The organism is Aeromonas sp. FDAARGOS 1402, assembly GCF_019046925.1.
Lineage (GTDB): Bacteria > Pseudomonadota > Gammaproteobacteria > Enterobacterales > Aeromonadaceae > Aeromonas > Aeromonas caviae.
On sequence record NZ_CP077204.1, the window covers coordinates 1 to 26,072 of the forward strand.

Consider the following 26,072-nt stretch of genomic DNA (forward strand, 5'->3'; position numbering starts at 1 on the left):
AATCCTTTGATCTTTTGGAGTTAGCGGCAGCCAGCCCATTAAAGCTGGGGAATGTCTATCTGGTTGTTCGGCGCTGGTTGGCCAATGGCCATCTGCGCGTGTCTACCAGAAACCATTTGGTCGCCGTATATCGTTCCGGGGCAGTCGTTATCAGTTGTGGATGCAGCGCTAACACTCAATCGGGTCAGGAAACCGCAGCACCAAGCACCGCAAGAGCGGCGGAACGGCGTAAAACGGTTCAACAAAAGATGTGGAACACCATGAAAATCAGCCGTTTTTTCACCCTGAATGACCTCGCGATCACGTCTGGGGTAGATGACAGCGGCGCGAGTACCTTCACCACCTTCCTGGTCCGGGCTGGTTTGTCCGGCTGGTGGACAAGATGAGCGTTTCAAAGTGAAGGGTGACCAGAATCGCTACCAGTTGGTCAGGGATACAGGGCGATTCGCCCCCATGGTCAGGGCCACACAGGGGGGATGCTGGGATCAAAACGAACAGCGTTTTTACCAGTTCGATGTGAAGGAGGCCCTCATGGACACGTGGCTTGAGGTTCTGCAAGCCGAGGTGGCGGCCAGCTCGTTGGCCGTGGTGGCCGACAAGCTCGGTCTGTCCCGCACCACATCAGCCAGGTCTGCAACCAGAAGTACCCGGGCGATCTGGCGCGGGTACAGAAGCTGGTGGAGGGGAACCTGATGGGCCCAAGGTGACCTGCCCCATTCTGGGGGAGATCCCGGTGCATCAGTGCCTGGCCCATCAGCGCCGACGGGCGGATGAGGTCGGAACCAGACCGATGGATATCAAGCTCTGGAAGGCGTGCCATAGCGGCTGCCCCATAGCCAGCTCAGTGAGGATCAGCAACTGCGCCGGCCGATGCGTCTCGCCGTCGAACAAGGCGGCAGAGGTGGGGACAGAAGCGTTCGTTATGACGCTGACGCCACCCTCTCCAGATTGCGCCGCCAGGCAAAAAGCGATGGTGAGAACGCCAGCAACAGCCTGCGCATTCTGGCAGAGCTGCTTGCCGAAGAGCTCAAGATCCTGGGCATCAAATACAACCGGTTGCTCGACAAGGTTGAGAAACACGGCCAATAAACCAGCGGGCTTGGGGTGTGCGGTGGGCCCAGTGAGACATCACAAGGAGAACGGGATGAACAGAAATCTGCAAAACACGGCCGACCAGCTGCGTCTCTGGTTGACGGCGAACGGTTGCAAAGTGCGCACCGGCCAGGTGCGCGATACCCCACTGCTGATGGTGACCGGTCCCTTGCCGCCGGAGATGACCGGCGGGCCGTGTGGGGGCGCGAGTACCTGGCTGGGTGGTCAGCGAGGTGGCCATGTTCGCTTTGGTGGCTGCCTGCTGCACTGGCGCCAGTGAGCGACCACCGAACAACAACGGGATAAATCAAGGAGAGCCTTATGCAAGAAGCACAGACCAAAGACACGACCCGATGCGGCAGAAGCCCAGGGGCACTGGGTACCGGAGAACCTGATCGCCCCGGCTGACAAGCTGCGCGATGAGGTGGTAATGGGCATCATCGCGGCTGCCAAGGAAGAGCGCTCACGCTGGCTGCTTTCAAGATCGGCGCCATGCAGCAGATCGCCGACTTTGTGGACCTCTCTGCCGAGCGGTACGGGGTGGCCTGGGGTGGCACCAAGGGCAATGTGAACTGCTCAGTTTCGACGGTCGTTACAAGCTGATCCGGGCCGTGGGGGAGCACGCAAATTTGATGAACGGATCCAGGCGGCCAAGGTACTGATCGACCAGTGCATCGCCCGCTGGAGTGATGGCGCCAGCCCGAGAATCCGTGCCCTGGTGGACCACGCCTTTCGGGTGTCCAAGGCGGTCATATCGACGTCAACCAGGTGCTCCTCTGCGTCAGCTCAACATCGACGACGCCGACTGGGAGCAGGCCATGCAGGGATCGCCGACGCCATCCAGGTGACCGGTACCAGCCAATACTGCGGCTCTACGAGCGTGACGCCCAGGGACGTTACGTCCAGATGCCTGGATCTGGCGAAGTTGTAAGGGAGGCGTGCGCGATGGATATCAACGTAGAACAGGCCGAAGAGCAGCTGCAGCTCTGTGAACAGATCAGCGCGACCGAAGGCACCTGCTATCCCGATGACACCTATGAGGATGGCATCAAGGCTGCCTTGTTGTGGGTGCTGGGGCTGGGCCCGGCGCCGCTGAGCGAGAGGAGTACCAGGATCTTATGCCGCTGCAGTTCGAGCAGTAACGATGCGAAACAGGGTGGCCGCGCCGCCCTGTCTGCCCGGCGTGGTGGCCGGGCATGATGAGCAGCCGACCTGGGCCCAGGTCTTCACCGCCTCGAACAAGGAGCACGGCGATGACAAAACAGAGATGGATATTCGGCTTACCAAGATTTTCAGCGCGGCCGCCATTGCACAGGCGACCCCTGATAAACGGGCTGTGTGCAGACAGCTCAAGCAGTTTGATAGAGAGGCTCGTGCTCAAGGCTGTTTGCCTGGCAGGAGAGGCCAGCCAGATGCGCTGGCAACTCGTGGCAGAGCTGCAGCAAGCCAGAGCAGCAGAGGTCAGTCATGGCGGCGTCTAATTGGCAGCCTGCTGGCCTATGTGATGAAGTTTGGCCCCTTGAACCAGCAAGGTGCCGAGCAGTGGCTCGATAGTCATTGCCCTGAGTGGCGCAATGGAAACGATGTGCCTGCCGGTCAATCTGGGTGGCAAAAGTGGGGAGAAGTCATGACAGCAAGCAATGAACGCACCGCTTGATCGGCTGGTGCAGGTGGGCCGCCGCTCCCTGGGGCTGGATGAGGAGACCTATCGAGCGCTGCTGGTCCAGCAGAGCGGCAAGCGTTCGGCGGCAGCGCTGTCGATCAGGAGTTGGACAAGTGCTGCAGGTCATGAAGGGGGCAGGGTTTAAACGACCGTTAAACGTGGCGTAAAAGGGGGCAAGCAGAAGCGTTTAAGCCGGTCAGCGGTACCCCGGTTCGGACGGCTGAGATAGGGGTGATCCGGGCTATCTGGATCACCATGCACCGCCACGGCCTGCTGTGTGATGGCAGCGAGACTGCGCTCAATCACTATGTGGCGCGTCAGACGGTGCGGATCAACAACGGGGTGGGTGTGGCCGAGGTGTCCTGGCTTGATGGTGCGTTGGCTTATTCAGTGGAGTCCCTCAAGCACTGGCACAAGCGAGAGATGGTCAAGGCGCTGCAGGCGGCCAGAAAACTGTCCCAATCAATGAGAAAACCGGGCGTGTGGCGGGCTATCAGGCCGTTGTGGCAGCCTTTGAGAGATGCAGGCGGAGGTGCAACATGGATAGCAGCAAGAGAATCTGGACCTGTTCGCCGATGACATGAATCCTTGGGGCAGTTGGTGGACGACTGGATCAAATCCCGGCGGCTGAGCTGACCGCCAAGTGGCCCAAGGCACTGGCCGAGCTGGTCGATGTGCTCGCCTGTGAGCTGGGGCGCAGCGGAATGGCAGCGGATAAGGCCTTGCCCAGGCCCGCAAGCTGGCATTGGTGCAGGCTCACTATATGGGCGGCCGGGCCTACTACCATCCCGACCGGGGAACACCTCAAGGCGGCGTTGCGTGATCGGGCCATCTGGGATGAGTTCAATGGCCGCAACATCGACAGTTGGCCCGTAAGCACGGCCTCTCCGTGCCGCAGACTTATGCGGTAGTGGCAGAGCAGCGGGAGCTTACACGGCGCGCCATCAGCCAGATCTGTTTAGGTAACTGAAGTAGCTGTCATTAAATTGCGCGCTTCTTCACAGATACAAAAGGACCTCATTTGACGAGGTTCTTTTTTATGGCTGATTACAGTGTTCGGGTGCTGTATGGATTGAGTTACTCTCGTACAAGAGTTGATGATCGATAAGTTGAATCAGGGATTAGGGGATACAATGCTTAAAAAAACTCAGATAGCATTTATTGGTGTGTTCAATATTTATCCTTCCAGCTTGTAATGGGCAAAGAACTTTGACTCCACAAGAGCAAGAGCTAGTCAATCAGCTTAAACAGGAACGGGGTCAGTTGGAGCAAGAAATCGAGACTGTTTCTGGCGAAATTGCACAGTACAACAGTGGACTGATTAAGACATCAAACAGGTCGAGAAGAAACACTGAAGTTGAGCAGAGACATAGTTAACCAGCGCATTCAAGCTATTGAAACTGGCGCAAAGGTGACTGTGATTGCACCTACCAGTCAACTGATTCGAGCGTGCGCAGTCACTGCAAAGCGAGATTGAACAGGCAAAACAGCAACTAGTTGAGGCTAAAGCAAAAGCAGCCCAGTATAGCGGTGGTTTAATTGCTGCAATCAGCCAGTCTACGGTAGCAACCAGGAACAGACACTGGCATGCTGAACAGCAATATTTAATTGCGAATATGGACTGTCATTAACAGACAAAGTATCTGCGGAACCCGCCAGTAAGCCTGTAGGGGCATCTACAGCAACCAAGCCAATACACTAGTGCCAGCGTCAGAGTCTACCGTTGATGAAAACGCTATGCTAGCTACCGATGGCCATTTGGTGTTTCCATGGGGAGACGAAGGAAATGTTCAAAGGCCATTTAACACCTGCCGGAAATGGCATTTTCATATTCAATACCCACCAAAACCACATCCTCAATATGAGCAGTATGTGGTGCAAATTTCAGATAAGGCTGGGTTGTGTTGGATTAAAGCAGTTGGAAAGGACATTTTGACGCAGTCAGTATCAGTTACAAACTTTGATGATTTTGAGAAAAAACTGGATGAGCGATACGGTGCACACAAAAGAGTAGATTTTTTAGGTCAGGTCAATTGGAGCCGGAAGATTGGATGACAGCCTTACCGAAGAAGGAACGTATCTTTTTACCACTTGGTCTGGTGCGGGAAGGCATTACCACATCTATCAAAGATTGGCTTATTGCTGTGCAAATGCTTCCGACAAAGGGTATTAGCAATTGAATATAGTTTTACCAACGAGCTGTGTGCGCAGAAAGTAAGACTAAAGATGATGCGGGCTTTATTTACTCAAGCATGAAGTCCCTTTCTAACCACCATAAACCCCGCTCCCATTAAGGCCCCTCGGTACGCTGCGATAACGCAGTTTATCGAGGGGCCTTTTATGTTGCCTGATACCTATCCCATAGCGCTTGCCTGGTTGCTCCGTCCCGATGTGGAAGGGGGCGAGGTCAACCATCCGGCCGACCGTGGCGGCCATACCAAGTTCGGCATGGCCGATGTCGCCGACGGCAGGAAGGACGGCATGATCGACCTCGATCGGGATGGTCGGCCGGACATTGCCGTCGGGGATGCGACCCCTGCCCACGCCCAGTTGTTTTACCGCGCGAACTACTGGCTGCCCGCCCGTTGCGATCGGGTTGATAGCGTCTGCCCGCTGATTGCCATTGCCCTGTTCGACGGCGCCGTGCATCACGGCCCTGGTCGCTCGGTGCGCCAGTTGCAGCAGGCGCTCGGCGTCTTGGCCGATGGGGTGCTGGGCTCCCATACCTTGCGGGTGCTGGCCGCCAAGACCGGTCGAGATGGTGGTCGGGCCCTGCTGCTCACGCTGCTTGAGATCCGCGCCGGCTTCATGCTCGGCATCGTGCGCAAAGACCCGAGCCAGTGGGCCAATGCCCACGGCTGGAGCAACCGCCTGCTGCGCCTGCAGAGTTACCTGCTCTCGACCCGGTTCGGTGAGGGGGCGGCATGAGCAAACCCAGCCTCATCAACAAGCGCCGCCAAGCGTTGCAAGGGATCCAGGCCGCCGGGTATTTCGGCATCCCCGAACTCAAGAATCCCCGTTACCTTGCCTGCTTCAAGGATGGGCGCCGCGCCCATCTCAAGGCCGCCCTGGCCGGTGCGGATCTGGAGGCCATCCCGCTCTACAGCCATCACGCCACTCGCCAATCCCTGTACGAGCAGGGCTGGCGGTCGGTAGGGGAGCTGGATCGCCTGCGGGCCCGTGCCCGTCTTACCCCACCTCAACAGAAGGAAACCCATCATGCCTGATTCCCTGTTACCCCAAGCCAAGCCTGCGCTCAGGAGCCGCGCCGTCATCGGCGGCGTCATCGCCGTGGGGGCCGGTATCGCCGGCCTGTTCGGCGTGCCGGTCGATGTCGGTACCCAAACCAGCCTGGTCTCCACCGCCGTGGATCTGGCCAGTGCCATCGGCGGCCTGCTGGCCATCTGGGGCCGCCTCAAGGCGACCCACGTCATCAAGTAATCGGTTCGCAAGGAGACACCCTTGAGCGACCCCATAGACCGCGCCCAGCAGCTCGACGCCGAGCGGACCGGGCGCCTTATTGACGCCCACCGGGCAAGGCCCAAACCCCGTGGCGATGGCATCTGTTGCGATTGTGATGAGCCCATCCCGATTGCACGGCTGCATGCCGAACCCGATGCGCCGCGCTGCATCGAGTGCCAGACCCTATTCGAGCGCAAGGAGGCAATCCGTGTGGGATTTCATCGTTAAGGGGAACAGGAGGCCGCTGCTAGGCCCGATATTGCCGAACCAGACGAAGGGGGCCACCGATGTGGGAATTTATCGTTAAAAACTGGGGGCCCCTGTACGCCCTGGCCAGTCTGGTGGGGTTGATCGTCATCATCTTGCTCTCCAAGACCTACGCCAAGCGTGAAGATGTCACCGGCCTGGCCGCCAGGGTGGCCAGGGTCGAGCAGCAACTCTCGGATCTGCCGACCGAGAAGGAGCTGCACACCCTGCAACTGGAGATCAGCGAATTGCGTGGTGAGCTGCGGGCACTGGCGCCGGAACTGCGCCAGGCCCGCCGGCTCGCCGACCTGCTGCTGGAAAATGAACTCAAGGAGAGAACATGAGCATTCAAGGGATATTGGACGCCCAGCAACGCCTGGTGATCTTGCGATCCTTGCTCGATATCGGCGGGGCCGCCAACGAGTCGATCCTCAATGATTGCCTCGACCAGCTGGGTACCGGCCGGGTGTCCCGGGATCGGGTCAAGACCCTGCTGGCCTGGCTGGATGAGCAGGGGCTGGTGCGCATCGAGAAATTGGCCCAGGTGCAGGTGGCGCACCTGACCGGCCGGGGCCAGGACGTGGCTGAAGGGCGATCCAGCGTGCCGGGTGTCAAGAAGCCTCGGGCGGAGGATTGACCATGGCCGAGAAACCGACCCGGGGCCGCGCCAGCAAGGTGTGGCTGCTGCCCGAAGCTATCCGCAACGCCCTCAACGAGATGCTGCGCGACAAGGGCAACAGCCAGGCCGCCATCCTGGACGAGATCAATGGTCTTATCGAGGGCGCAGGGTTACCCGATGATCTCAAGCTCTCCCGCTCAGGGCTCAGCCGCCACGCCAGTCAGGTGGAGCAGGTGGGCCAGCACCTGCGCGACTTACGGGAGACCACGGCGGCGCTCACCTCCCAGCTCGGTGACAAGCCGATGGGAGAGACCACCAAGCTCATCCTGGAGCTCGGCCGTTCCCAGCTGTTCAAGGCGATGCTGGCCCAGGTGCAGAACCCGGAGGAGGCGGTGGATATCGACATGCTGAAAAACGCCATGTTGGCGGCCCAGCGGCTCGAATCCACCGCCATGCAATCGCATCGCCGGGAGAAAGAGATCCGCCAGGCCTTTGCCGAGGAAGTGGCCGCCAAGACCGAGGCCATCGTCACCCAGGCGGGCCTGAGCGGTGAGGCCGCCGCCGAGATACGCCGCGAAATCCTGGGGATTGTCTGATGACCACGATCGTACAGACCCCTATCGCACAGCAGTTGGCCCAGACCCTCGGTACTGAATACAGCCCCGACGAGGTGTTGCTGCCCTACCAGAAGATTTGGATAGCCGACGAGAGCCCGCTCAAGATCGCCGAGAAGAGCCGCCGCACCGGGATCACCTGGGCGGAGGCGGCCGACGCCGCCCTGACGGCCTCCAAGACCAAGACGGCCGGGGGCTGCCACCACTTCTATGTAGGCAGCAACAAGGAGATGGCGCGAGAGTTTATCGATGCCGTGGCCATGTGGGCCAAGGCGTACAACAAGGCAGCAGGCGAGATCCAGGAGGAGGTGTTCACCGACGACGAGGACAAGGCGATCCTCACCTTCGTGGTCTATTTCGCCTCGGGCTTCAAGGTGCAGGCGCTCTCCAGCAACCCCTCCAACCTGCGGGGGATGCAGGGCAATGTCACCATCGACGAGGCGGCGTTCCACGACCGGCTCGCCGAGGTGCTGAAAGCTGCGATGGCGCTGACTATGTGGGGGGCCAAGGTGCGGCTTATCAGCACCCACAACGGCGTGGACAACCTGTTTAACCAGCTCATCAACGACAGCCGTGCGGGCCGTAAAGAGTATTCCATCCACACCATCAGCCTGGACGACGCCTGCCGCCAAGGGCTCTATCGTCGCATCTGCCAGGTCAAGGGCACGCCCTGGACGCCGGAGGCCGAGGAGAGCTGGAAGGCCGGGCTGCTCAAGGCCACCGCCACCGAAGAGGATGCGCTGGAGGAGTATTTCTGCGTGCCCAAGCAGAGCAGCGGCGTCTATATCAAGCGCACCCTGATCGAGCGGGCCATGCAGCCGGAGATCCCCATCCTGCGCTTCACTTCCCCTGCGGACTTCGAGCTGCAAAGCGAGGAGACCCGCAAGGCGGTGGCGGAGATCTGGTGTGAGGAGAACCTCAAGCCCTGCCTGGAAGCGCTCGATCGCAATTGCCGTCATGTACTGGGGGAGGACTTCGCCCGCAAGGGGGATCTCTCGGTGTTTGTTCCGCTATCCATCGCGACCAGCCTGCGCAAGACCGTGCCCTTCGTGGTGGAGCTGGTCAATGCCCCCTATGAGACCCAGCGCCAAATCCTGTTCTACCTGCTGCAGGGGCTACACCGCTTCACGGCGGCCGCCTTCGATGCCACCGGTAACGGCGGTTATCTGGCAGAAGCTGCTCGGCTGCGCTGGGGCGCCAGCATGATCGAGTGCGTGATGCTCAATGACCCCTGGTACCGGGAGTGGATGCCCAAGCTCAAGGCCGAGTTCGAGGACGACAACCTGGTGATCCCGCGCCATGCAGACGTGCAGGACGACCTCGGCAAAATCCAGGTCATCAACGGGGTACCCAAGATCGACAAGGGCAAGAACACCGGCCAGGGCGGCCAGCAGCGTCACGGCGACTTTGCGGTGGCGCTGGCCATGGCAGTGCGGGCGAGTTGGATGGAAGGGGGCGCCATCGAGTTCACCCCCTTACCTGGTAAACACGATTCAGAGCGCAACGACGACTATCACCGATATGAAAGAGGGGGTTGGTAATGGCCGGACTCATCGACATTCATGGCAACTCGCTGCGCCTGCAGAAGGAGCCGCAGACCGAGAACGACGCCAAGCTGGCCCAACTGCGTCGTCACTACAGCGAGCATCCCACGGTGGGGCTCACCCCGGGCAAGGCTGCAGCAGCGCTGAAAGAAGCGGAGGAGGGGAGCCTCATCGCCCAGTGCGAGCTGGCCGAAGACATGGAGGAGAAGGACGCCCACCTGCAGAGCGAGCTCGGCAAACGGCGCCGGTCCCTGCTCGGGGTGAGCTGGACCATAGAGCCGCCCCGCAATGCGACCCCCGCCGAGCAGCGCGACTGCGAGATGATCCGCGAGCTGCTGGAGGACTTCACCTGGTTGGATGACGCCATCTTTGACGCCACCGATGCGGTGCTCAAGGGGTTCAGTGCCCAGGAGTTCAGCGGCTGGGAGATGGTGGAGGGGCTGCAGCTCCCCAAGGGCATCGTCTGGCGCGATCCCGCCTGGTTCCAGACCCACCCGGATGACTGGAACCAGTTGCGGCTGCGGGACGGTAGCAAGGAGGGGGCAGCCCTCAATCCGTTCGGCTGGGTCATGCACAAGGCCAAGTCGAAGTCGGGGTATCTCGCCCGCACCGGCCTTATCCGCACCCTGGTCTGGCCCTTCCTGTTCAAGAACTACAGCGTGCGGGATCTCGCCGAGTTTCTGGAGATCTATGGCCTGCCGGTGCGCCTGGGCAAATACCCGGAAGGGGCGACCGAGAAGGAGAAGGCGACCCTGCTGCAGGCGGTGCTCTCCATCGGCCATAACGCTGGCGGCATCATCCCCCGGGGGATGGAGATCGATTTCCAGAATGCGGCCAACGGTCAGGCCGATCCCTTTGTGGTGATGATGGACTGGTGTGAGCGCTCCATGAGCAAGGCCATCCTGGGGGGAACCTTGACCAGCCAGGCCGACGGCAAGAGCTCGACCCATGCGCTCGGCAACGTCCACAACGAGGTGCGCCAGGAGGTACGGGATGCAGACCTTCGCCAGCTCGCCGCGACCCTGACCCGGGATCTGGTCTATCCGCTGTTTGCCCTGAACGGCAAGAGCTTCCAGGGGCCGCGCCGCTGCCCGCGCCTGGAGTTTGACGTGACCGAGCCCGAGGACATGCGCGATCTGGCCTATCCGCTGCGGGCCCTGGTGGGCATGGGGATGCAGATCCCGGCCCAGTGGGTGCGGGACAAGCTGCAGATCCCGGCACCCAAGGAAGGGGAAGAGGTGCTGGTCATCGTCGACAAGCAGGCAGGGGCCGGGGAGGCGGCGCTCAAGGCGCAAGGGTTGGCGGCGCTGGCGGCAAAGTCCCCTGCCCGGGGTGATAACAACGATGCCCAGCTGGCCCGGCTGCAGGCCGAGGTGGCCCCTTTGCTCGCCGGCATGACCGATGCTGTCCAGGCACTGGTGATGCAGGCCACCACCCTGGAGGAGATCCGGGATGGCTTGCTGGCGCTGGAGCCCAACCTCAGTCATGACGAACTGGGGGCGCTGCTGGCCCAGGCCATTGCCGCCAGCGAACTGCTCGGCATGCTGGAGATGGAGGAGGGCAACTGATGCCCGTTCGTTACGGCAGTCTGCCGTTTGAGGAGGCGATCGCCTTCTTTCGCCAGAAGCTGAATATGCCGAGCGAGCGCTGGGCCGATGTGTGGCGGGACGCCCATAACCGCGCCTTTATGGTGGCGGGGGCGACCAAGACTGACTTGCTGGCCGACCTGCGCGGGGCGGTGGACAAGGCGATCAGCGAGGGGCAATCCCTCGGTGCATTCCAGAAAGCGTTCAAGGAAATCGTGGCTCGCCACGGTTGGGTGCATACCGGCCCGGCGTCGTGGCGCTCTCGCGTCATCTTCGAGACCAACCTGCGCCAGAGCTACAACGCCGGGCGTGATGACCAGATAGAGCGCATCAAGCACAAGCGCCCCTATGCGCTCTATCGCCACGGCGACTCCGAGCACCCCAGGGAGCTGCACCTCAAGTGGAACAACCTGGTGCTGCCGGTGGACCATCCCTGGTGGGAGACCCACAGCCCCAGCAACGGCTATGGCTGCAAGTGCAAGAAGTTCCTGCTCTCCGAGTCAGATCTCAAACGGCGGGGGCTGACGGTGGGCCAGGCACCGGATGACGGCAATTATGAGTGGGTGGACAAGGCGACCGGGGAGATACACCGGATCCCCCGTGGCATCGATCCGGGTTTCGATTACCGGCCAAAGACGCCCGCCGCCCTGACCGAGGCCGTGGCCAAGCGGGAGGCGGCGAAACCCGCGCTGGCCGAGCGCTTGCCGCAGCGGTTGGTGGAGAGCGCCTTTTCGACCGCCAAGGGGGTGACGGCGCAGGGGGTCAGCGATCTGCTGGCCCAGCTACCCGCACCCCAGCGTGAGCCCTTGGCGGCCTTCCTCAAGGCGCACCCGGTCAAGACCCTGTTTATCAAGCAGACCGAGATGGGCAAGGGGGCGGCAGGGCTCAAGGTTGCGCCGGCCATCGCCGAGTACCTGGGCACAGACCCTTACCTGGTTCGCTCCCTCTATTACACGCGCCGGGCCAGCGCGACCAACGGCTTTACGGCCAAAAGCTGGGGCCATCTGGTTATCAAAGTGAAGGCGGGTGATACACTCAAAGCAGTGGACATGCAGGCGGTGCAAGCGGCGGCGGCCGAGGTGGTCACCGATGCCCATGCCAACACCGGGCCCCGTCACTGGTTGCCAAGGGGGACCAGTGGCGAGACCTTGCGCCGTCACTGGAGCATCTCCGCCAACGTCGGCGGCAAGCAGGGGGAATCAGCCCAGCGGCTCTCAACCTGGTTGCACGAACTCGGTCACCAGGTTCACTTCTGGGCCGGGGAGCCTGACCTGACGGGGGTGGGACTGCTGACGGAGTATGCCGGCAAGACCAGGATGGAAGCCGCCGCCGAGGCATTTGCCGCCTGGGTCTTGGCGAGGGATGCCATGGTGACGCATTTCCCCGAACTGGCCAAACGAGTGGAGGCCATGCTGGCCCAGGCCACGACCGCCAGCCGCAAAGGAGAGAAAGGATGACCCTGTTGGAACAAGCCAGCGCCCTGCTGGCAGAAGATGGCCCCTTTACCCTGGCACAGGCCAAGGCGCTGGATGCCTTGTGCGAACAAGCCGAAGGTGAAGAGGCAGAACTGTTGGGGGATCTCTGGGCCGCCGCCATGGCTGCGGCTGATGAAGAGGCCATGCACTTTATGACCACCTTCGAGGATGACGCCTGATGGCGGGCAGCTTTATCGCCATCAGCCACCACGGGGTGGCCGATGCCCATGAGCTGCTGGCCAGGCTCTATCAGCGCACCGGCGACTTGAGCGAGCCCCTGGCGGATATCGGCGAGGGACTGCTGCTGTCGCACCGAGATCGCTGGGATGCGCAGGAGACCCCGGAAGGAGATCCCTGGGCCCCGCTCTCGGACAAGTACCGCGCCCGCAAGCCGCGCCATGCCGACGAGGTGCTGCGCCTGAACGACGATCTGCGCGACACCCTCAACTATCAGGCCGATCCCCAGGCCCTCTACTTCGGCACCCCGCTGGAATACGGCGCCGCTCACCAGTTCGGCCGCCCCGAGATCAACCTGCCTGAGCGCCCCTATCTGGGGCTGTCGGAAACAGACCAGCAGAGCGTACTGGAGACGCTGGAAGGCTATCTGACGGCGGACGCGCCCTAAGCCTCTGAGTGCGTTTACGGGGGCAGGGCCGGTGCGATGGCATGGCCCGTCCGCTCTTGGCCCAGCAAAACGGTGTTTAAACACCCTTAAACAGTACCGGCACCCCCTGCTGTTGCAGTAACCCACCATAAACCCCACCCCTCTCTCTCCTCCCTGACACTGGCACCAGTGATTTTTGCTATGTCCAGCCGGAGTAAGAGTGATGCCCCCATCTGCGATTGCCGTGGCCATCTTGAATGCCAGACCCACTACCCTGGGGCTGGCCGTGCTCGATGCGGTGCTTGGCCCGAGCGACGACGGTTGGCACCAGTTACTGCCGGTGGGCCCGTTCAAGGCCAGGGATGGCCGCCCCTTCGATGTGCCTGGTGGCCACTGGCAGCTCGACAAGACCATCGCCACTACCCTGATCAACCGGGCCAAGGCGCTCGGTCAAGACATCCTCATCGACTACGACCACCAAACCCTCAAGGTGGATCAGAACGGCCAGCCCGCTCCGGCGGCCGGGTGGTACAACGGCGACGAAATCGAGTGGCGCGAGGGGGAGGGACTCTTTATCAAACCCCGCTGGACCGAGCGGGCCGCCGCCCTGGTCGCTGCCAAAGAGTATCGCTTCCTCTCTGCCGTATTCCCCTATGACGCCCAGGGCCGCCCCCTGGAGCTGCGCATGACCGCCATCACCAACGATCCCGGGGTGGTGGGTATGCAGGCGCTGGCGGCCTTGAGTGCTCAACCGATCCAACCCGGCCAGCCGGCCACCCTCACCAAGGAGAACTCCATGAATGAACTGCTGAAAAAGCTGCTGGCCAAGCTCGGCATCGAGCTGACCGGTGACCCGACCGACGAGCAACTGCAGAAGGCGCTTACCGAGCTCGACAGCCTGCAGGCCAGCGCCAAGAAGGCGCCGGAGCTGGAGGCCGCGCTCTCGGCCGAGAAGACCGCTCTGGCCGCGCTCAAGGCGCAGACGACCTCAGTACAACAAGGAGCCCAGGTTGACCTGGCGCAATACGTGCCGGTGGCGACCTATAACGCCCTGGTCACCCAGGTGGCGGCCCTGACCGCCCAGGTGGACACCACCGATGCCGCGACCCTCATCAAGGAGGCCCGCACCGCAGGCAAGGTGGTGGCGGCCGAAGAGGAGTACCTGACCGCCTATGCCGCCCAGAAGGGGGTGGCCGCCCTCAAGGCCCTGCTGGAGCCGCGCCCGGCCATCGCCGCGCTCACGGCGAGCCAGACCGCTGCCGTCACCCTGCCGGAGAAGAAGGGGGAGGCCGTGCTCTCGGCCGAGGACAAGTACGCCGCCGACCAGCTCGGCATCAGCCACGAGGACTTTGCCAAGGCCAAGGCCTGAGCAAGCCCCGTTTCACGCGAAGGCAGTTCCGTTTAACCAGAGAAGGAATAGACCATGGCCATGATTACACCCGCGCTGCTGCAGTCCCTCTTCACCGGCTTCAAGAAGAACTTTGAGGACGCCAAGAGCGAGGCGCCGACCCAGTACACCAAGATCGCCACCGTGATCAAATCGACCACCAAGTCCAACACCTATGGCTGGCTCGGCAAGTTCCCGAGCTTGCGCAAGTGGGTCGGGGATCGGGTGATCGAGTCGATGAAGACCCACGGTTACCAGATCGTCAACGAGGACTTCGAAGCCACCGTGGCCGTCGATCGCAACGATATCGCGGACGACGAGCTGGGCATCTATGCCCCGCTGTTCGCCGAGATGGGGCGCTCGGCCGGGGTACATCCCGACGAGCTCTGTTTCGGTTTGCTGGGAGCCGGTTTCACCACACCCTGCTACGACGCCCAGTATTTCTTCGATACCGATCACCCGGTCTATCCCAAGGTCGATGGCACCGGCACCCCGGCGCTGGTGGCCAACCTGGTGGTGGATGGCGCCTATACCGGCGAGCCCTGGTTCCTGCTCGATACCAGCCGCGCCCTCAAGCCGATCATCTTCCAGGATCGCAAGTCCCCCGAGCTCATCGCCATGACCAAGATCGACGACGAGGCGGTGTTCACCCGCAAGGAGTTCCGCTACGGGGTGGACTGCCGCGACGCCGCCGGCTTTGGCTTCTGGCAGCTGGCGTTCGCCAACAAGCGGGCGCTGACCCCCGACAACCTGTGGGATGCCTACAGCCGGATGCGGGAGTTCCAGGCGGACGGCGGCCGCAAGCTTGGTATCAAGCCGACCCTGCTGGTGGTGCCGCCCGCCCTGGAGAAGTTGGCGACCAAGATGCTGGAGCGCGAGCTGGAAAGCAGCTCCAGCAACGAGCTCAAGGGCAAGCTGGAACTGGTGGTGGCGGACTACCTGTAAGCGCTGTTTAACGGCAGGGTTAAACGAGCGAGTGTGGGCGTTTAACCCCCGTTTAAACCGGATCCTGGATTGAACGAGACAGAGGGAAACATGAGATGGAACACGAGATGGAACAGGCTATTCGAGTTGGCATCACATCGACGGTTCGTCAGGTCTATTATCGCGCGGCCCTGGCGATTGCACCTGGTAAGTCTGAGCTGGCTGTGTCGCCTGTGCAGTGCGAGACCCTGGAGGCCGATCCGCGCCTGGTGGTCACCCGCCTGGGTGAAGACGTCGCCCTCGCGTCGGCTGATGCACCGCAGACGAACGGGGATCTGGACGCAGCAGTGGGCGGCCTGAGCCCGGCCCCTGATGCGGCAGAGCCTGCGGCCGCACCCGCCAGCAGCAAGAGCAAAGGCAAATGAGCTACGCCAGCGTCAGCGATATGGTGACCCGCTTTGGCGAGGCGGAGCTGTTGCGCCTCGCTATGACCCCGGCCGGCGAGCTGGATGACGCGGCGATCACCGTCGCCCTGCAGGACGCCAGCGCCCTGATCGATGGCTACCTGGCGGGACGCTACCCGCTGCCGCTGGCCCATGTGCCGAGCGCCCTGGTGCCCATCTGCGCCGATATCGCCCGCCACCGCCTCTATGGCGAGCAGGCGCCGGAGCAGATCGCCAAGCGCTATGAGGCGGCCCTGGCCTTCCTCAAATCGGTGGGCAAGGGAGAGCTGGCGCTGGGCCTCGCGGCAGACGGCGAGCAGGTGGAGAGCCAGAACCTGGCCCAGCTGCAGTCCGATGGCCGGATCTTTGGCCGGGGAACTGGGGGCTTCCTATGAGTGCCCCCACGCCTGAACTCGACTACCTGGCGGCGGGGGAGCGGCTGCGCGAGCTGCTGCTGCCCTTGAAAGGGCAAGGGCTCAAGGAGGTGTTTGTGGCCACCGACCTGGAGGCGGTGGCCAACCTGGGGCAGCACACCCCGGCCATTCATGTAATTTACCAGGGAGAGCGAGAGAACGAGAGCAGCCAAAGCGGGCGGCAAAGCGCGTTTGACCAGGTTTGGCTGCTGGTGTTGGTGCATAGGGCCACCCCCAAGGAGGCCAGCGCCGGGGTGTGGCTGGGGCGCATGTTGCAGGCCGTGGCCGGTCGGGCCTGCGGTGACAGTACCTTTCGGCGTGAAAGCGCACCGGTCAAGCCGAGCTACAAGGGTGGGGTGGTCTATCTGCCCCTCGCCTTCAAGACGACAGTGAAATTCAAGGGAGAACGGTCATGAGCGAAACACTGCACCTGGAAGGGGATCTCTATATCGAGACCTTCACCAACAACGTCTCGAACGGGGTGATTGGCCCGGTGGACGTCAACAGCCTGGAAGTCAAACCGGACAGCGAGAAGATCAGTATCCCGAGCAAGCGCAAGCACAAGCTGGGTCAGGCCCGGGAAAGCTACTTCGTGCCCAAGCCTGCCACGGTCAACATCAAGACCAGCGAGATCCCGCCGGTGCTGCTGGCCGCCGCCTTTATGGGGCTGGAGAGCCCCATCAACCAGGGGGCGGGGACGCTGACCGAGGTGCCGGTGACCCTGCTGGCGCACCCCAAGTGGGTGAGCCTGGGCAAAACCAACCTCTCGGCCACCGGCCTGGTGGTGACGGAAGGGGCCACGCCGCTGGTGCTCGGTACCGACTTCGAGATCAACTATGCCCTGGGGCTGCTGCGGGCCACCAAGACAGGCGCGGTGGCAGACGGTGGGCCCGTGACCGTCAGCGCCAGCTATAACGCCGTCACCGGCACCCGCATTGCCGGCAACGTGCAGCCGGAGGTGAAGGCGAAGCTCACCCTGGATGGGCGCAGTGTGATCGGTGGGGAGTCCATTATCCTGACAGTGCCCCGCGCCAGTCTGGCCCCCAAGAAGGCGGTGGACTTCCTGAGCGACAAGCCCATCGAGATCGAACTGGAGGGGGAGCTGCTGGCCCTGGACGGCGAAGATGCGCCTTTCTATGTGGATCGGCCGGAGACGGCGTAAGGGTTGGGGAATAAGCAGCGGCGGGGGGGCCGCCGCTTTGCTTTTCCTTGGACGTCAGATTACGCTTCGCTAATCGAATCTACGAACTACTATACGCAGATATGAAGAGCAAAGGGGAAAGCTTAAATAACAGGAATTACCAACCCTGACTCTCGGATTAACGCATCTATTAATTTTAATAATTTAGATGTGTCATAACTACCATTTCTCAGCATATCCTCGGACTGATCGTAGAAATGCTTTGAGTAGGACTCTTTGAAATCCAATACACCATGCCATGCTTCGATATCTTTTTTGAAGTTACTCCATGTAATTTGAGCTGGGGGGTATTGATCTAAATGAAGGTCAAGATAGCACTCAATTGCTGCTGCCCGCCCATTGATATCAGAGGTGTTAATACCTTCAGGCCCGAGAGTTTTAAAATCTCTTAATTCCTCAAGGTCAGGCAGTAGCATTGCTCTCATGTTGGATGGAAGGTTCAACCTCTCAAGCTTACGAAAAGCATCAACACCCTCTGCATCGTTATCGAAAACAAATAACACCTGATTAAGAACTTCTATTCGTAAAAGTCCCTCTGCGAATTTCACAAGGTTACCAGTTCCCCAGAAGGGATGGCTCTCATCGACATCTATGAAATTGAAAAAATCAGCTACGTCAGGGCGTAGGACATCAAGTACTCGTCGAATAATGCGCGCGTCTGATGAACCTTCAGTAGCGATCAGAACCTTTTGCTTTTGTATCGCTCCAGCTCGGAATGCTTCGCGTTCGACCCAGCCCGCGTAGACAATATGACCAAAAGCCCATCTAACCTCAACGTCTGTATTCGCTTCATTTAGGGCAAAGATCTGCAGCATAGATTCCGCGCTGAGAATGCAAACATTCGCAGAAAGGTAACTGGCTTCAGACCAATAAAGATTTGAGTTCTCATTCCAAGGAATGCGATCAAACAAGTCGATGTCATCGGCAAAACGCCCCTGAGAGATTATGTCTCGGGATGGCATATTGTGATTGACATAATCATCATTTAACTCGGCTAGCGGATAACGACATGCCAAGTTGCAGAATTCTTCAAAAGTGAGATGTTTTTTAACAGAATTTGCCGCATCACAAATATCTGATATTTCTTCTGCATATGAGACTACTGATTGATATTCAGTGCGTGCATTCTCAAGCGTATAACCTAGTAAATTAAGTCTAGGTATAACGCGAGACAATTTTCTAGCAAAAATCTCCTCTGCTTCACCAAGGTCCGGTTCTTCTTCTGGATGCTCTTCATCATCTCCGTAGTTTATTACTTCTGATTTATCACGTCTTAGATCACCATTCTGAAATAAAAATCCATAATCTTTCCCCATGCTATTTTTAGAATATGATAGGGAGACGTTTCCAAGGCGTAGCTCTATCGAAGTTCCCATTTAATTTCCCTTCTCATTATGAATGTTATTGTTGCGGATTAAAGTGGGCGGTAATTGTACTGCTAAATAGCGATGAGATAGGAGATGGGGCTAATCCGATAGTATAGTCTTTCATATAATTCCACCTCACCTTAATCATTACCACGAAAATAAGCTTTAAATCATTGCACTACCAAATTATCTCTAAAGCATTACATATTCGCCTAGCTCCCTCTGACTGTGAAAGCTGAGGTGAAACTGCCACTCGGTCATATTAATTGCTTGTGGGCTAAGGGGAAAGAGTGAGATGAGTTATTCATGAACAACATCAACTAATCAATCAATAATGTGGCTTCACCGACGGGGAGAAGAAAGGAAATCTGGGGCATTCATCTTTCAGCAAATCATACTCGGCAAAGGATGGTTTTTCTATGATATATCTCAGTAATTGGCCATAAACCCTCCCATCTTGTCATCTCTTTACCATGGGGCATATCTGAATCTCTCAGGAATGCCCATGTCTACCTCTTCCAACCTAAAACTCGCGTTAGAACTCGCGGCCAAAGTCACCGGCCGCGAGGATCTGGCCGCGCTGGCGGGGCAGGTGCAGGAGTTGGGCCCACTCTCTGACGAGACTGCCGCCGAGACCGAGCGCCTGGCGCAAACCCTGGAAGGATTGACCCAGCAGCGCGACCTGATCGCTCAGTTCGAGGCCAGCGGCCGCGCCCTGACCCAGCTCGAACTGGCCACCATACTCTCCCGGGATAAGTTGGCCGAACTGCGCCGCGAGCAGCAGGGGGCGGCAGGTAGCGCCCGCCAGCTCACCGACCAGGAGCGACTGCTGGCTTCCGAGGTCAAGCAGCTGGAGCGCCAGCTGATTGCCCAGCACAGCGAAGTTGGCCGCCTGCGTGGGGGCCTATCCCAAGCTGGGATCGATACCCGCAACCTTGCCCAGGAACAGAACAGACTGCAGCGCGAACTGCGCGAGAGCGCGGCCCAAACCGAACGGCTGGGGCGTTCCCTGGTGCAGGGAGCGCAAGGCGCTGGCGGCTTCCAGGGAGCCATCGGTAGCCTGACCGGCCGCCTGGTGGCGATGGCCGGTACCTGGTTCGGTATCCAGACCCTCACCACCCAACTGATGGCCATGTTCCAAACCGGCGATCAGGCCGAGCGGCTCAGTGTGCAGCTCAAGGCGGTGATGGGGTCGATTGCCGGTGGCAAAGAGGCGTCTGCCTGGATCCAGGACTTCGCCAAGAACACCCCGCTGCAGCTCGACGAGGTGACCCAGGTCTTCGTGCGCCTGAAGGCCTTTGGCATCGATCCCATGAACGGTTCGATGCAGGGCATCGTCGATCAGGCTTACAAGCTGGGCGGCGGATTTGAGGAAGTGCAGGGCATCTCCCTGGCCCTCGGCCAGGCCTGGGCCAAGCAGAAGCTGCAGGGTGAAGAGATCCTGCAGCTTATCGAACGCGGGGTGCCGGTGTGGCAACTGCTGGAGCAGGTCACCGGCAAGAACACCGCCGAGCTGCAGAAGCTCTCGGAAGCGGGCAAGCTCGGCCGGGACACTATCCAGGCGCTAATGAACGAGATCGCCGCCCAGTCGAGCGGAGCTGCGGCCAACAACATGAGCCTGCTCTCGGGGCTTATCTCCAACGCCCAGGACAACCTGGCCAAGTTCTACCGCATGGTGGCGGAGAACGGGGCGCTGACCTGGCTCAAGAACCAGCTGGCCAGCCTGAACCGTGAATTCGACCAGATGGCCCAGGATGGCCGCCTGCAGGCGTGGGCCCAGCGCCTCTCCGACGGCATCGTCGGGCTTGGGGAATCCATCAAGGCCTTCATCCAGACCGTCTATGCCTGGCGAGATGCCCTGCTGGTGATGGCCCAGGCTTGGTATGGCCTGAAAATCGCGGGCTGGATTGCCGATCTGCGCGGCCTCTATGGTCAGTTCATCGCCCTGCCGGCGGCGACGGCCACGGCGGCGGGGGGCATGACCACGGCAGGGACGGCAGCGGCCGCCGCCTCTATCGGGATGCAAGCTCTTGGGATGGCGATCAAGGGGTTGCTGGCCGCCGTCACTGTCGAGTCGATATTCCAGATCATCCGTCTGGCCACCGCCCTCAAGGAGTGGATGCAGGCCGAGCTGGCGCTGCGAGAATCCCAGGCGCTGCGTGCGCAGACCCAGGCTCAGCTCAATGGCCAACTGGCTGCCCTCTCTGCCGAGTTGGGAGTGGCTATCACCAGCATGGCGGATCTCGACCGCCTGGTCGCCGAGGGCAAGGTACATTACGACGAGGCCACCGGCAGTTGGCGAGCGGGGGCCGCCGCCGTTCAGGCGCTCGGCACTGAGGCCAAGCAGACCCGCGACTACCTGGATGAGATCAACGCCGTCGCCAGGAAAACGGCGGCAGAGCTCCCCGCCACGTTGGGCAAGGCAGCCCAGACCCTGGGGCTGGACTTCGAGCGGGCCAATGGCCGTATCGGCGAGAGCTTCAAGGAGACCCTCAGCGCCCTGGATACCCTGGTGCAGCACAGCGGCTCCAGTTCGGCGGCCTGTGAGGAGTACCTGGCGGCAGCGTTCAACCAGGCGAAGAACAAGGCCGAGATCGACGCGGTGATCGAGCGCATGAAGGCAATGACCAAGCAGGGCCAGCTCACCGGGGATGGCATCACCCGCTCCATGGCCATCGCGGCTGACGCCATGAGCAAGGTGAAGGGGGGCAGCGGTGACGCCAAACAGGCGGTGGCGGCGATCGGCGATGGCTTCGACTCGGCGGCCGCCAGGGCCAAGAGTGCCACCGATGCCATGCGCTCGGGCCTTCGTGGCGTACAGGATGAGGCGGAGCAGACCGGCAACGCCGTGGCCTCGGCCGGTGGCGGGGGCGGTGCGGGCAGTGGCCGGGGGGAGGTCACCCGCAGCGTGGGGGCCGGCTCGTTCTTCTACAAGACCGTGGACATCAACAACCTGCGCGGCAACGCCGATGCCCTGGCCAATACCCTCGCCGGCGTGGAAGAGGAGCTGGCCCGCTACAGCCAGAAGGTCAGGGACATTCCCGCCTATAGCGAGTGGAGCAAGTATTACGGCGAGAAATTCCAGAAGGAGATGGAGGCCATGCGCACTAAGCTCCAGCAGGAACTGAGCAAAGCCCAGGCGAAAGAGACCCAGCAGGCGCAAGCCCCCACTTCGGCCGCCGGCCAAGCCAGGCCATCAAGCCTGCCCCAAACCTCGTTCAATCCGGGGCAACCCCAGCGGATCATCATCGAGTTGCGTGCATCGAACGGTGCCAAGGCCGAGGTGCAGGCCGATGAGGCCAATGCCGCCGCCCTTATCAACCTCCTTAAACAGCAGGGACTGCGCTCATGAACGTCACCTTAAACGGGCTGCACCTGCCCGATGATCTCATCTGGCGCGACGAGTTCGATTGGGCCCCCGTCGAGCAAGTGGTCACGCCGACGCTCTCTGGCGCTCTCCTGGTCGAGGAAACGGCCAAACCGGAGGGGCGCCCCATCACTCTGGTGGGTCATTGCCCCCGCGCCACCGTGCTCGCACTCAAGGCGCTGGAGGCCCAGGTGGCCCAGCTGATGACCCTGACCCTGCTGGATGGACTGCAGCGGGAGGTGTTCTGGCGCAGGCCCGGCATCGTGGCCACCCCGTTGATCGAGATGGCCGACCCCGAGGCGGGTGAGCCCTATGCCTTGACCCTTAACTTCACCGAGGTGATCCGATGAGCATTCTTTCCGGCGACATCAAGCTGCTCGGCAGCCAGCGCCTGACGGACACCCCCGATGGCGGCGGCCGGGTGACCGGCCACGAGATCGTCAGTGGCGAGCACAACAGCCTGTTCCCCGACATCAGCGATCTCGACCGCGCCTATGGGGTGGTCAACCTGCGCAAGGCCTTCTTGACGGTGCAGACCGACAACACCGACACCTATTACGGCGCCAACACTACTGTGCTGCTGCCGCCGAGCGACCCCAACGTGGGCCTGTGCCTGATGAGCACCGGGGATCACCACGACACCCGCGCCGAGGCCCGCGACGTGCTGGAGCGCTACCTGGCCCGTGGGCCCAAGTGGCGCGGCTTTCTGTACGACACCCAGCTGGAAGGGCAGCGGGCGATCCGCTTCTTCCAGCGCGTCGAGGTGCGCCTGCCGGAGGTGGGGGAGACCCTGGTGCTGGTCGGCAACGAGGGCAAGGCCGGCGAGTTCGAGCAGTATGTGCGGGTGCTGGAGGTGACCCAGCAACTGGCCAAGTTCCAGATCCCCGGGGTGCCCGAGTTCACCCGCAACGTGGTGACCTGCAAGCTGGCGGATCCGCTGTGCTACACCTTCGAGGGGGAGCAGCCGACCCCCTATGACGTGGTGACCAACCTCAAAACCGCCCTGCGCGAGACCGTGGTGGCCGATGCGGCCAACTACTTCGCCACCACCAAGCTCGCGGAAAATGCGGCGTTCGGGGCCATGCAGGTGAAGGCCAAGACCATCTTCACCCAGCTGGTGCCGGCGGCCAGGAGCGAGACCCCGGCGGTGGATCTGACCGCTGCCGGCGAGCTGGCCAGCCTGGTGGATTCCGGCAAGGCCCTGGTCACCTTCTCGACCGTTGCCAGCATCGCCCCGAGTCGGGGCCTGTTCCTCGGCACCGGCGTCAAGCCGGGGACGCTCAGCATCACCATCGGCGCGGCAACCATCACCGACAAGGGGGGCGAGCTGGTTGTCGCCGGGTCTGTGGTGGGGGCTATCGACTATGGCCGGGGCCAGCTGGAGTTCAACGCCCAGTGCCCGAACTACGGCACCGCGAGCAAGAGCGTCAGTTTCTGGCCGGCGGCCCGCCCGTCGCGTATCGCCGACACGGCCCAGATCGAGATCAAGGCCAACAACCGGGGCTATGCCTACACCATCACCCTGCAGCCGACCCCGGCGCCGGGCACCCTGACGGTGTCGTTCATGGCGCAAGGCAAATGGTACGACTTGAAGGACAACGGCCGGGGCGAGCTGTTCGGGGCAGACAGGTCATACGGGTCCGGTGTGGTCAATCTGGCCACCGGCTCGGTCATGCTGACCCTGGGGGCGCTGCCGGACGTGGACACGGCGATCCTGTTCAGCTGGGCCACCCCGGTCAACTACACCAACCGCAGCGGCCAGGCCATCAGCATCAGCAAGAGCGCCTGGCAGCTGCCCCACACCGGCATCACCCCCAAGAGCCTGATCCTGACCTGGGGCGCGGGCCTGACTGCCAACGATGCGGTGGGGGATGGGCGGATCCGGGGCGACATCACCGGCACCATCGACTATGCCGAGGGCATCATCGATCTGGAGCACATCACCCTGCCGGCGCTGGGCCAGGAGTACGTGGCCCAGTACCAGTACGGCGAGCCGGTGACCGAGCGCCACATCGAGCCCGGGCGCCTCAGCACCCCCGGCCAGGTGGGGCACCTCTCCATCACCCTGGACGGTGACGGCGGCGGTGCGCTCAACCTCACCCCGGGGTCGGTGCGGGTGAAGTTCAACGCGCTTTACAACATCGTGGCGGCCGATGAGCGGATCCTCTCCATCGAGAAGAAGGACCCCATCATCACGCTGCAGGACGATGGGCAGGGCAACCTGAAAGACGCCAGCGGCAACGTGCTGGGCGCCATCGACTACGGCGCCGGCACCCTGCATTTCATGCCGGACGGCACCGCCCTGCTGCCAGAACCCACCTATGCCTGGGTGCCGGCGGGCAGCCATCAGGACCCGGTGACGGGCACCTGGTACACCGACATGCGCTGGACCCTGACAGGCTTCCAGTACGTCAACACCGCCTACACCTTCCCCGATGGCGAGGGGGGCTGGGTCGATGTGACCTACCGCAACAACAACAGCGCCCTGGCGCAGAATGCCACCCTGACCGCCCAGGCGCTGCGGATCGACGTGACCCCGGGCTATGCCGAGGCGATCCTGGAGGGCTCGATGCGCTTCACCCTGGGGGGCAGCACCTACGTGGACCGCCAGGGGTTGCTCTACCGCAACCCTGACCCGGAGACCGGTGCCGGCATCCAGGCGGGCACCATCGACTACAGCAACGGGCTGGCGGTGCTGGCCGACTGGGCGGCAGGGCAGGGGGCCCAGCCGTCGCTGCAGTCCCTGGCCACCTCGTTCAGCGTTCAGTCGGTGGATGCGGTGACCTTCCGCACCCCCGGGGCCCCGGTGGCCCCGGGCAGCCTCTACCTCAGTGCCAACACCGCCACCGGGCGGCGCATCGAGGCGACGGCAGACGGGGACGGCTATTTCACCACCACCGACATGGATGGCCGGGTGAACTACCAGACCGGGGTGGTGTGGGTGCGCTTTGGCCGCAAGGTCACGGCCGCCGGCAACGAGGGGCAGCCCTGGTATGACGCCGAGCAGGTGGGGGAGGACGGCAAGATCTGGCGCCCGCTCAGCGTGGTGGCCGACACCATCCGGTTCAACTGCGTGGTGTTCAGCTATCTGCCGCTCGATGCCGACATCATCGGGCTGGATCCGGTGCGGCTGCCGTCCGATGGCCGGGTGCCGTTCATCCGCACCGGCAACATCGTGGTGGTGCACAGCACCCGCAAGGCCGCCTTCCCGATGGGGGTCAGTGCCGGGCAGCAGCTCAACACCGGCCGCGAACGGCTGGCTTATGCCCATGTGGAGGACAAGGACGGCAAGCAACTGCCCCAGGCGCTCTACAGCGTCAACCTGGACAGCGGCGTGGTGACGCTTGCCAGCCCCTTGAACCTGACCGGTTACGCCGAACCCCTCTACGTGGTCCACCGCATCGAGGACATGAGCCTGGTCAGCGACGTGGAGATCTCGGGCCGGCTCAGACTGGCCAGGCCCTTGTCCCACGCCTATGACGCCGCCGACACCCTGGTGTCCAGTGCGCTCATCATCGGCGACTTGTGGGCGCGTTACACCGGGCTGTTCGATCAGAAGAGTTGGACCAATGTCTGGTCTGATTACCTCATCGGCGACCAGTCCACGGCGCAGTACAACGACACCGACTACCCGATCCAGGTCTCCAACCGCGCCACCCTGCAGGAGCGCTGGGCCATCATCTTCAACTCCAGCACCAACTTTGTGCTGGTCGGGGAGCATGTGGGCCAGATCGCGGTGGGGGACGTGAACACCGACTTGGCGCCCATCAACCCCAACAACGGCCAGCCCTATTTCCTGCTGGATCACCGTGGCTGGGGGGCAGGCTGGTCGAGCGGCAACGTGCTGCGCTTCACCACCCAGGCGGCGGCGTACCCGCTCTGGGTGATCCGCACCATCCTGCAGTCGGTGGCAGCCCAGGAAACCGACAAGTTCGAGCTGCAGCTGCGCGGCAACGTCAACCGCTGACAGGTAGCAGTGCAGGAAAGTGACGGCGCCGAGGGCCTGCACCCCGTTGACGCGCTAGCCACTGATGCGAGTGGGGCAATCTGCCCCACCCTGACTGA

Annotated in this window: 31 protein-coding genes and 1 other RNA gene; 31 read left to right on the plus strand and 1 reads right to left on the minus strand. The window is 61.7% G+C overall.

What is annotated here, in order from left to right:
* From I6L32_RS22620 to I6L32_RS22750, 28 genes are all read left to right on the plus strand, one after another.
* The coding region (locus I6L32_RS22620) for a hypothetical protein (RefSeq protein ID WP_216945369.1) at window positions 1-386 on the plus strand (386 nt) is incomplete at its 5' end.
* A 484-nt stretch (window positions 387-870) separates the two neighbouring features.
* The gene (locus I6L32_RS23455; protein WP_254203946.1) at window positions 871-1,089 is read left to right on the plus strand and encodes a hypothetical protein; all 219 of its coding nucleotides are present in this window, start codon (window positions 871-873) and stop codon (window positions 1,087-1,089) included.
* A gap of 55 nt (window positions 1,090-1,144) precedes the next feature.
* On the plus strand, window positions 1,145-1,372 hold the full coding sequence (locus I6L32_RS22630; protein WP_216945371.1) for a hypothetical protein: 228 nt from the start codon (window positions 1,145-1,147) through the stop codon (window positions 1,370-1,372).
* 212 nt (window positions 1,373-1,584) lie between these two features.
* A complete protein-coding gene (locus tag I6L32_RS23725; RefSeq protein WP_367950699.1) occupies window positions 1,585-1,695 on the plus strand; it encodes a DUF3164 family protein in 111 nt (36 codons plus the stop codon).
* Window positions 1,696-1,765: 70 nt separating this feature from the next.
* Window positions 1,766-2,023: a DUF3164 family protein gene (locus tag I6L32_RS23730; protein WP_367950701.1), complete on the plus strand. Its 258-nt coding sequence runs from the start codon at window positions 1,766-1,768 to the stop codon at window positions 2,021-2,023.
* 213 nt (window positions 2,024-2,236) lie between these two features.
* Window positions 2,237-2,305: hammerhead ribozyme type II (locus I6L32_RS22640), an RNA gene on the plus strand.
* 54 nt (window positions 2,306-2,359) lie between these two features.
* Window positions 2,360-2,749: a hypothetical protein gene (locus I6L32_RS23460; protein WP_254203947.1), complete on the plus strand. Its 390-nt coding sequence runs from the start codon at window positions 2,360-2,362 to the stop codon at window positions 2,747-2,749.
* 261 nt (window positions 2,750-3,010) lie between these two features.
* Complete coding sequence (locus I6L32_RS23465; RefSeq protein WP_367950700.1) at window positions 3,011-3,334, plus strand: phage protein GemA/Gp16 family protein; 324 nt, start codon at window positions 3,011-3,013, stop codon at window positions 3,332-3,334.
* Window positions 3,335-3,429: 95 nt separating this feature from the next.
* Window positions 3,430-3,666: a Mor transcription activator family protein gene (locus tag I6L32_RS23735; protein WP_216945373.1), complete on the plus strand. Its 237-nt coding sequence runs from the start codon at window positions 3,430-3,432 to the stop codon at window positions 3,664-3,666.
* 826 nt (window positions 3,667-4,492) lie between these two features.
* Window positions 4,493-4,810, plus strand: a complete 318-nt coding sequence (locus tag I6L32_RS22660; RefSeq protein ID WP_216945375.1) for a hypothetical protein — start codon at window positions 4,493-4,495, stop codon at window positions 4,808-4,810.
* Between the two features lie 285 nt (window positions 4,811-5,095).
* Entirely contained in the window at window positions 5,096-5,683 is a 588-nt protein-coding gene (locus I6L32_RS22665) for a glycoside hydrolase family 108 protein (RefSeq protein ID WP_130627554.1), read from the plus strand.
* Window positions 5,680-5,982: a hypothetical protein gene (locus I6L32_RS22670; protein ID WP_069652688.1), complete on the plus strand. Its 303-nt coding sequence runs from the start codon at window positions 5,680-5,682 to the stop codon at window positions 5,980-5,982. Before I6L32_RS22665 ends, I6L32_RS22670 begins: the two co-directional genes overlap by 4 nt.
* Window positions 5,975-6,196, plus strand: coding sequence for a hypothetical protein (locus I6L32_RS22675; protein ID WP_043133770.1), 222 nt, complete (start codon window positions 5,975-5,977; stop codon window positions 6,194-6,196). Before I6L32_RS22670 ends, I6L32_RS22675 begins: the two co-directional genes overlap by 8 nt.
* A 21-nt stretch (window positions 6,197-6,217) precedes the next feature.
* A complete protein-coding gene (locus tag I6L32_RS22680) occupies window positions 6,218-6,445 on the plus strand; it encodes a TraR/DksA C4-type zinc finger protein (RefSeq protein ID WP_042074576.1) in 228 nt (75 codons plus the stop codon).
* Window positions 6,446-6,504: 59 nt separating this feature from the next.
* A complete protein-coding gene (locus I6L32_RS22685; protein WP_128296927.1) occupies window positions 6,505-6,807 on the plus strand; it encodes a DUF2730 family protein in 303 nt (100 codons plus the stop codon).
* Window positions 6,804-7,100 (plus strand): hypothetical protein, encoded by a 297-nt coding sequence (locus I6L32_RS22690; RefSeq protein ID WP_010674005.1) that lies wholly within the window; start codon window positions 6,804-6,806, stop codon window positions 7,098-7,100. The genes I6L32_RS22685 and I6L32_RS22690 overlap by 4 nt, the downstream gene beginning before the upstream one ends.
* Window positions 7,101-7,102: 2 nt before the next feature.
* The gene (locus I6L32_RS22695; RefSeq protein ID WP_130627555.1) at window positions 7,103-7,678 is read left to right on the plus strand and encodes a DUF3486 family protein; all 576 of its coding nucleotides are present in this window, start codon (window positions 7,103-7,105) and stop codon (window positions 7,676-7,678) included.
* Window positions 7,678-9,237 carry a terminase family protein gene (locus tag I6L32_RS22700; protein ID WP_210538336.1) on the plus strand — a complete coding sequence of 520 codons (1,560 nt, stop codon included), beginning with the start codon at window positions 7,678-7,680 and terminating at the stop codon, window positions 9,235-9,237. The genes I6L32_RS22695 and I6L32_RS22700 overlap by 1 nt, the downstream gene beginning before the upstream one ends.
* A complete protein-coding gene (locus I6L32_RS22705; protein ID WP_210538337.1) occupies window positions 9,237-10,808 on the plus strand; it encodes a DUF935 domain-containing protein in 1,572 nt (523 codons plus the stop codon). The genes I6L32_RS22700 and I6L32_RS22705 overlap by 1 nt, the downstream gene beginning before the upstream one ends.
* Window positions 10,808-12,283 (plus strand): phage minor head protein, encoded by a 1,476-nt coding sequence (locus tag I6L32_RS22710; protein ID WP_210538338.1) that lies wholly within the window; start codon window positions 10,808-10,810, stop codon window positions 12,281-12,283. Before I6L32_RS22705 ends, I6L32_RS22710 begins: the two co-directional genes overlap by 1 nt.
* Window positions 12,280-12,480, plus strand: coding sequence for a hypothetical protein (locus tag I6L32_RS22715; protein WP_210538339.1), 201 nt, complete (start codon window positions 12,280-12,282; stop codon window positions 12,478-12,480). Before I6L32_RS22710 ends, I6L32_RS22715 begins: the two co-directional genes overlap by 4 nt.
* A complete protein-coding gene (locus I6L32_RS22720; RefSeq protein WP_210538340.1) occupies window positions 12,480-12,926 on the plus strand; it encodes a phage virion morphogenesis protein in 447 nt (148 codons plus the stop codon). Before I6L32_RS22715 ends, I6L32_RS22720 begins: the two co-directional genes overlap by 1 nt.
* Before the next feature lie 202 nt (window positions 12,927-13,128).
* A complete protein-coding gene (locus I6L32_RS22725) occupies window positions 13,129-14,274 on the plus strand; it encodes a phage protease (protein WP_210538341.1) in 1,146 nt (381 codons plus the stop codon).
* Window positions 14,275-14,328: 54 nt separating this feature from the next.
* Window positions 14,329-15,237, plus strand: coding sequence for a Mu-like prophage major head subunit gpT family protein (locus I6L32_RS22730; RefSeq protein WP_202014440.1), 909 nt, complete (start codon window positions 14,329-14,331; stop codon window positions 15,235-15,237).
* Window positions 15,238-15,332: 95 nt separating this feature from the next.
* Window positions 15,333-15,641, plus strand: coding sequence for a hypothetical protein (locus I6L32_RS22735; RefSeq protein ID WP_210538342.1), 309 nt, complete (start codon window positions 15,333-15,335; stop codon window positions 15,639-15,641).
* Complete coding sequence (locus tag I6L32_RS22740) at window positions 15,638-16,054, plus strand: gp436 family protein (protein ID WP_210538343.1); 417 nt, start codon at window positions 15,638-15,640, stop codon at window positions 16,052-16,054. The genes I6L32_RS22735 and I6L32_RS22740 overlap by 4 nt, the downstream gene beginning before the upstream one ends.
* Window positions 16,051-16,488 carry a hypothetical protein gene (locus I6L32_RS22745; protein ID WP_210538344.1) on the plus strand — a complete coding sequence of 146 codons (438 nt, stop codon included), beginning with the start codon at window positions 16,051-16,053 and terminating at the stop codon, window positions 16,486-16,488. The genes I6L32_RS22740 and I6L32_RS22745 overlap by 4 nt, the downstream gene beginning before the upstream one ends.
* The gene (locus I6L32_RS22750; RefSeq protein ID WP_210538345.1) at window positions 16,485-17,234 is read left to right on the plus strand and encodes a hypothetical protein; all 750 of its coding nucleotides are present in this window, start codon (window positions 16,485-16,487) and stop codon (window positions 17,232-17,234) included. Before I6L32_RS22745 ends, I6L32_RS22750 begins: the two co-directional genes overlap by 4 nt.
* Window positions 17,235-17,356: 122 nt before the next feature.
* Here the strand turns inward: I6L32_RS22750 and I6L32_RS22755 are convergent, their stop codons facing one another.
* Window positions 17,357-18,649 carry a HEPN/Toprim-associated domain-containing protein gene (locus I6L32_RS22755; protein WP_210538346.1) on the minus strand — a complete coding sequence of 431 codons (1,293 nt, stop codon included), beginning with the start codon at window positions 18,647-18,649 and terminating at the stop codon, window positions 17,357-17,359.
* Window positions 18,650-19,145: 496 nt separating this feature from the next.
* Here I6L32_RS22755 and I6L32_RS22760 point away from each other — a divergent pair, with 496 nt between their 5' ends.
* The 3 genes from I6L32_RS22760 to I6L32_RS22770 are packed head-to-tail and all read left to right on the plus strand — an operon-like array spanning window position 19,146 to window position 25,974.
* Window positions 19,146-21,992 (plus strand): tape measure protein, encoded by a 2,847-nt coding sequence (locus I6L32_RS22760; RefSeq protein WP_210538347.1) that lies wholly within the window; start codon window positions 19,146-19,148, stop codon window positions 21,990-21,992.
* Window positions 21,989-22,357, plus strand: coding sequence for a hypothetical protein (locus tag I6L32_RS22765; protein WP_180907223.1), 369 nt, complete (start codon window positions 21,989-21,991; stop codon window positions 22,355-22,357). Before I6L32_RS22760 ends, I6L32_RS22765 begins: the two co-directional genes overlap by 4 nt.
* The gene (locus I6L32_RS22770; RefSeq protein ID WP_216945377.1) at window positions 22,354-25,974 is read left to right on the plus strand and encodes a curculin (mannose-binding) lectin protein; all 3,621 of its coding nucleotides are present in this window, start codon (window positions 22,354-22,356) and stop codon (window positions 25,972-25,974) included. The genes I6L32_RS22765 and I6L32_RS22770 overlap by 4 nt, the downstream gene beginning before the upstream one ends.
* The last annotated feature ends 98 nt before the right edge of the window (window positions 25,975-26,072 follow it).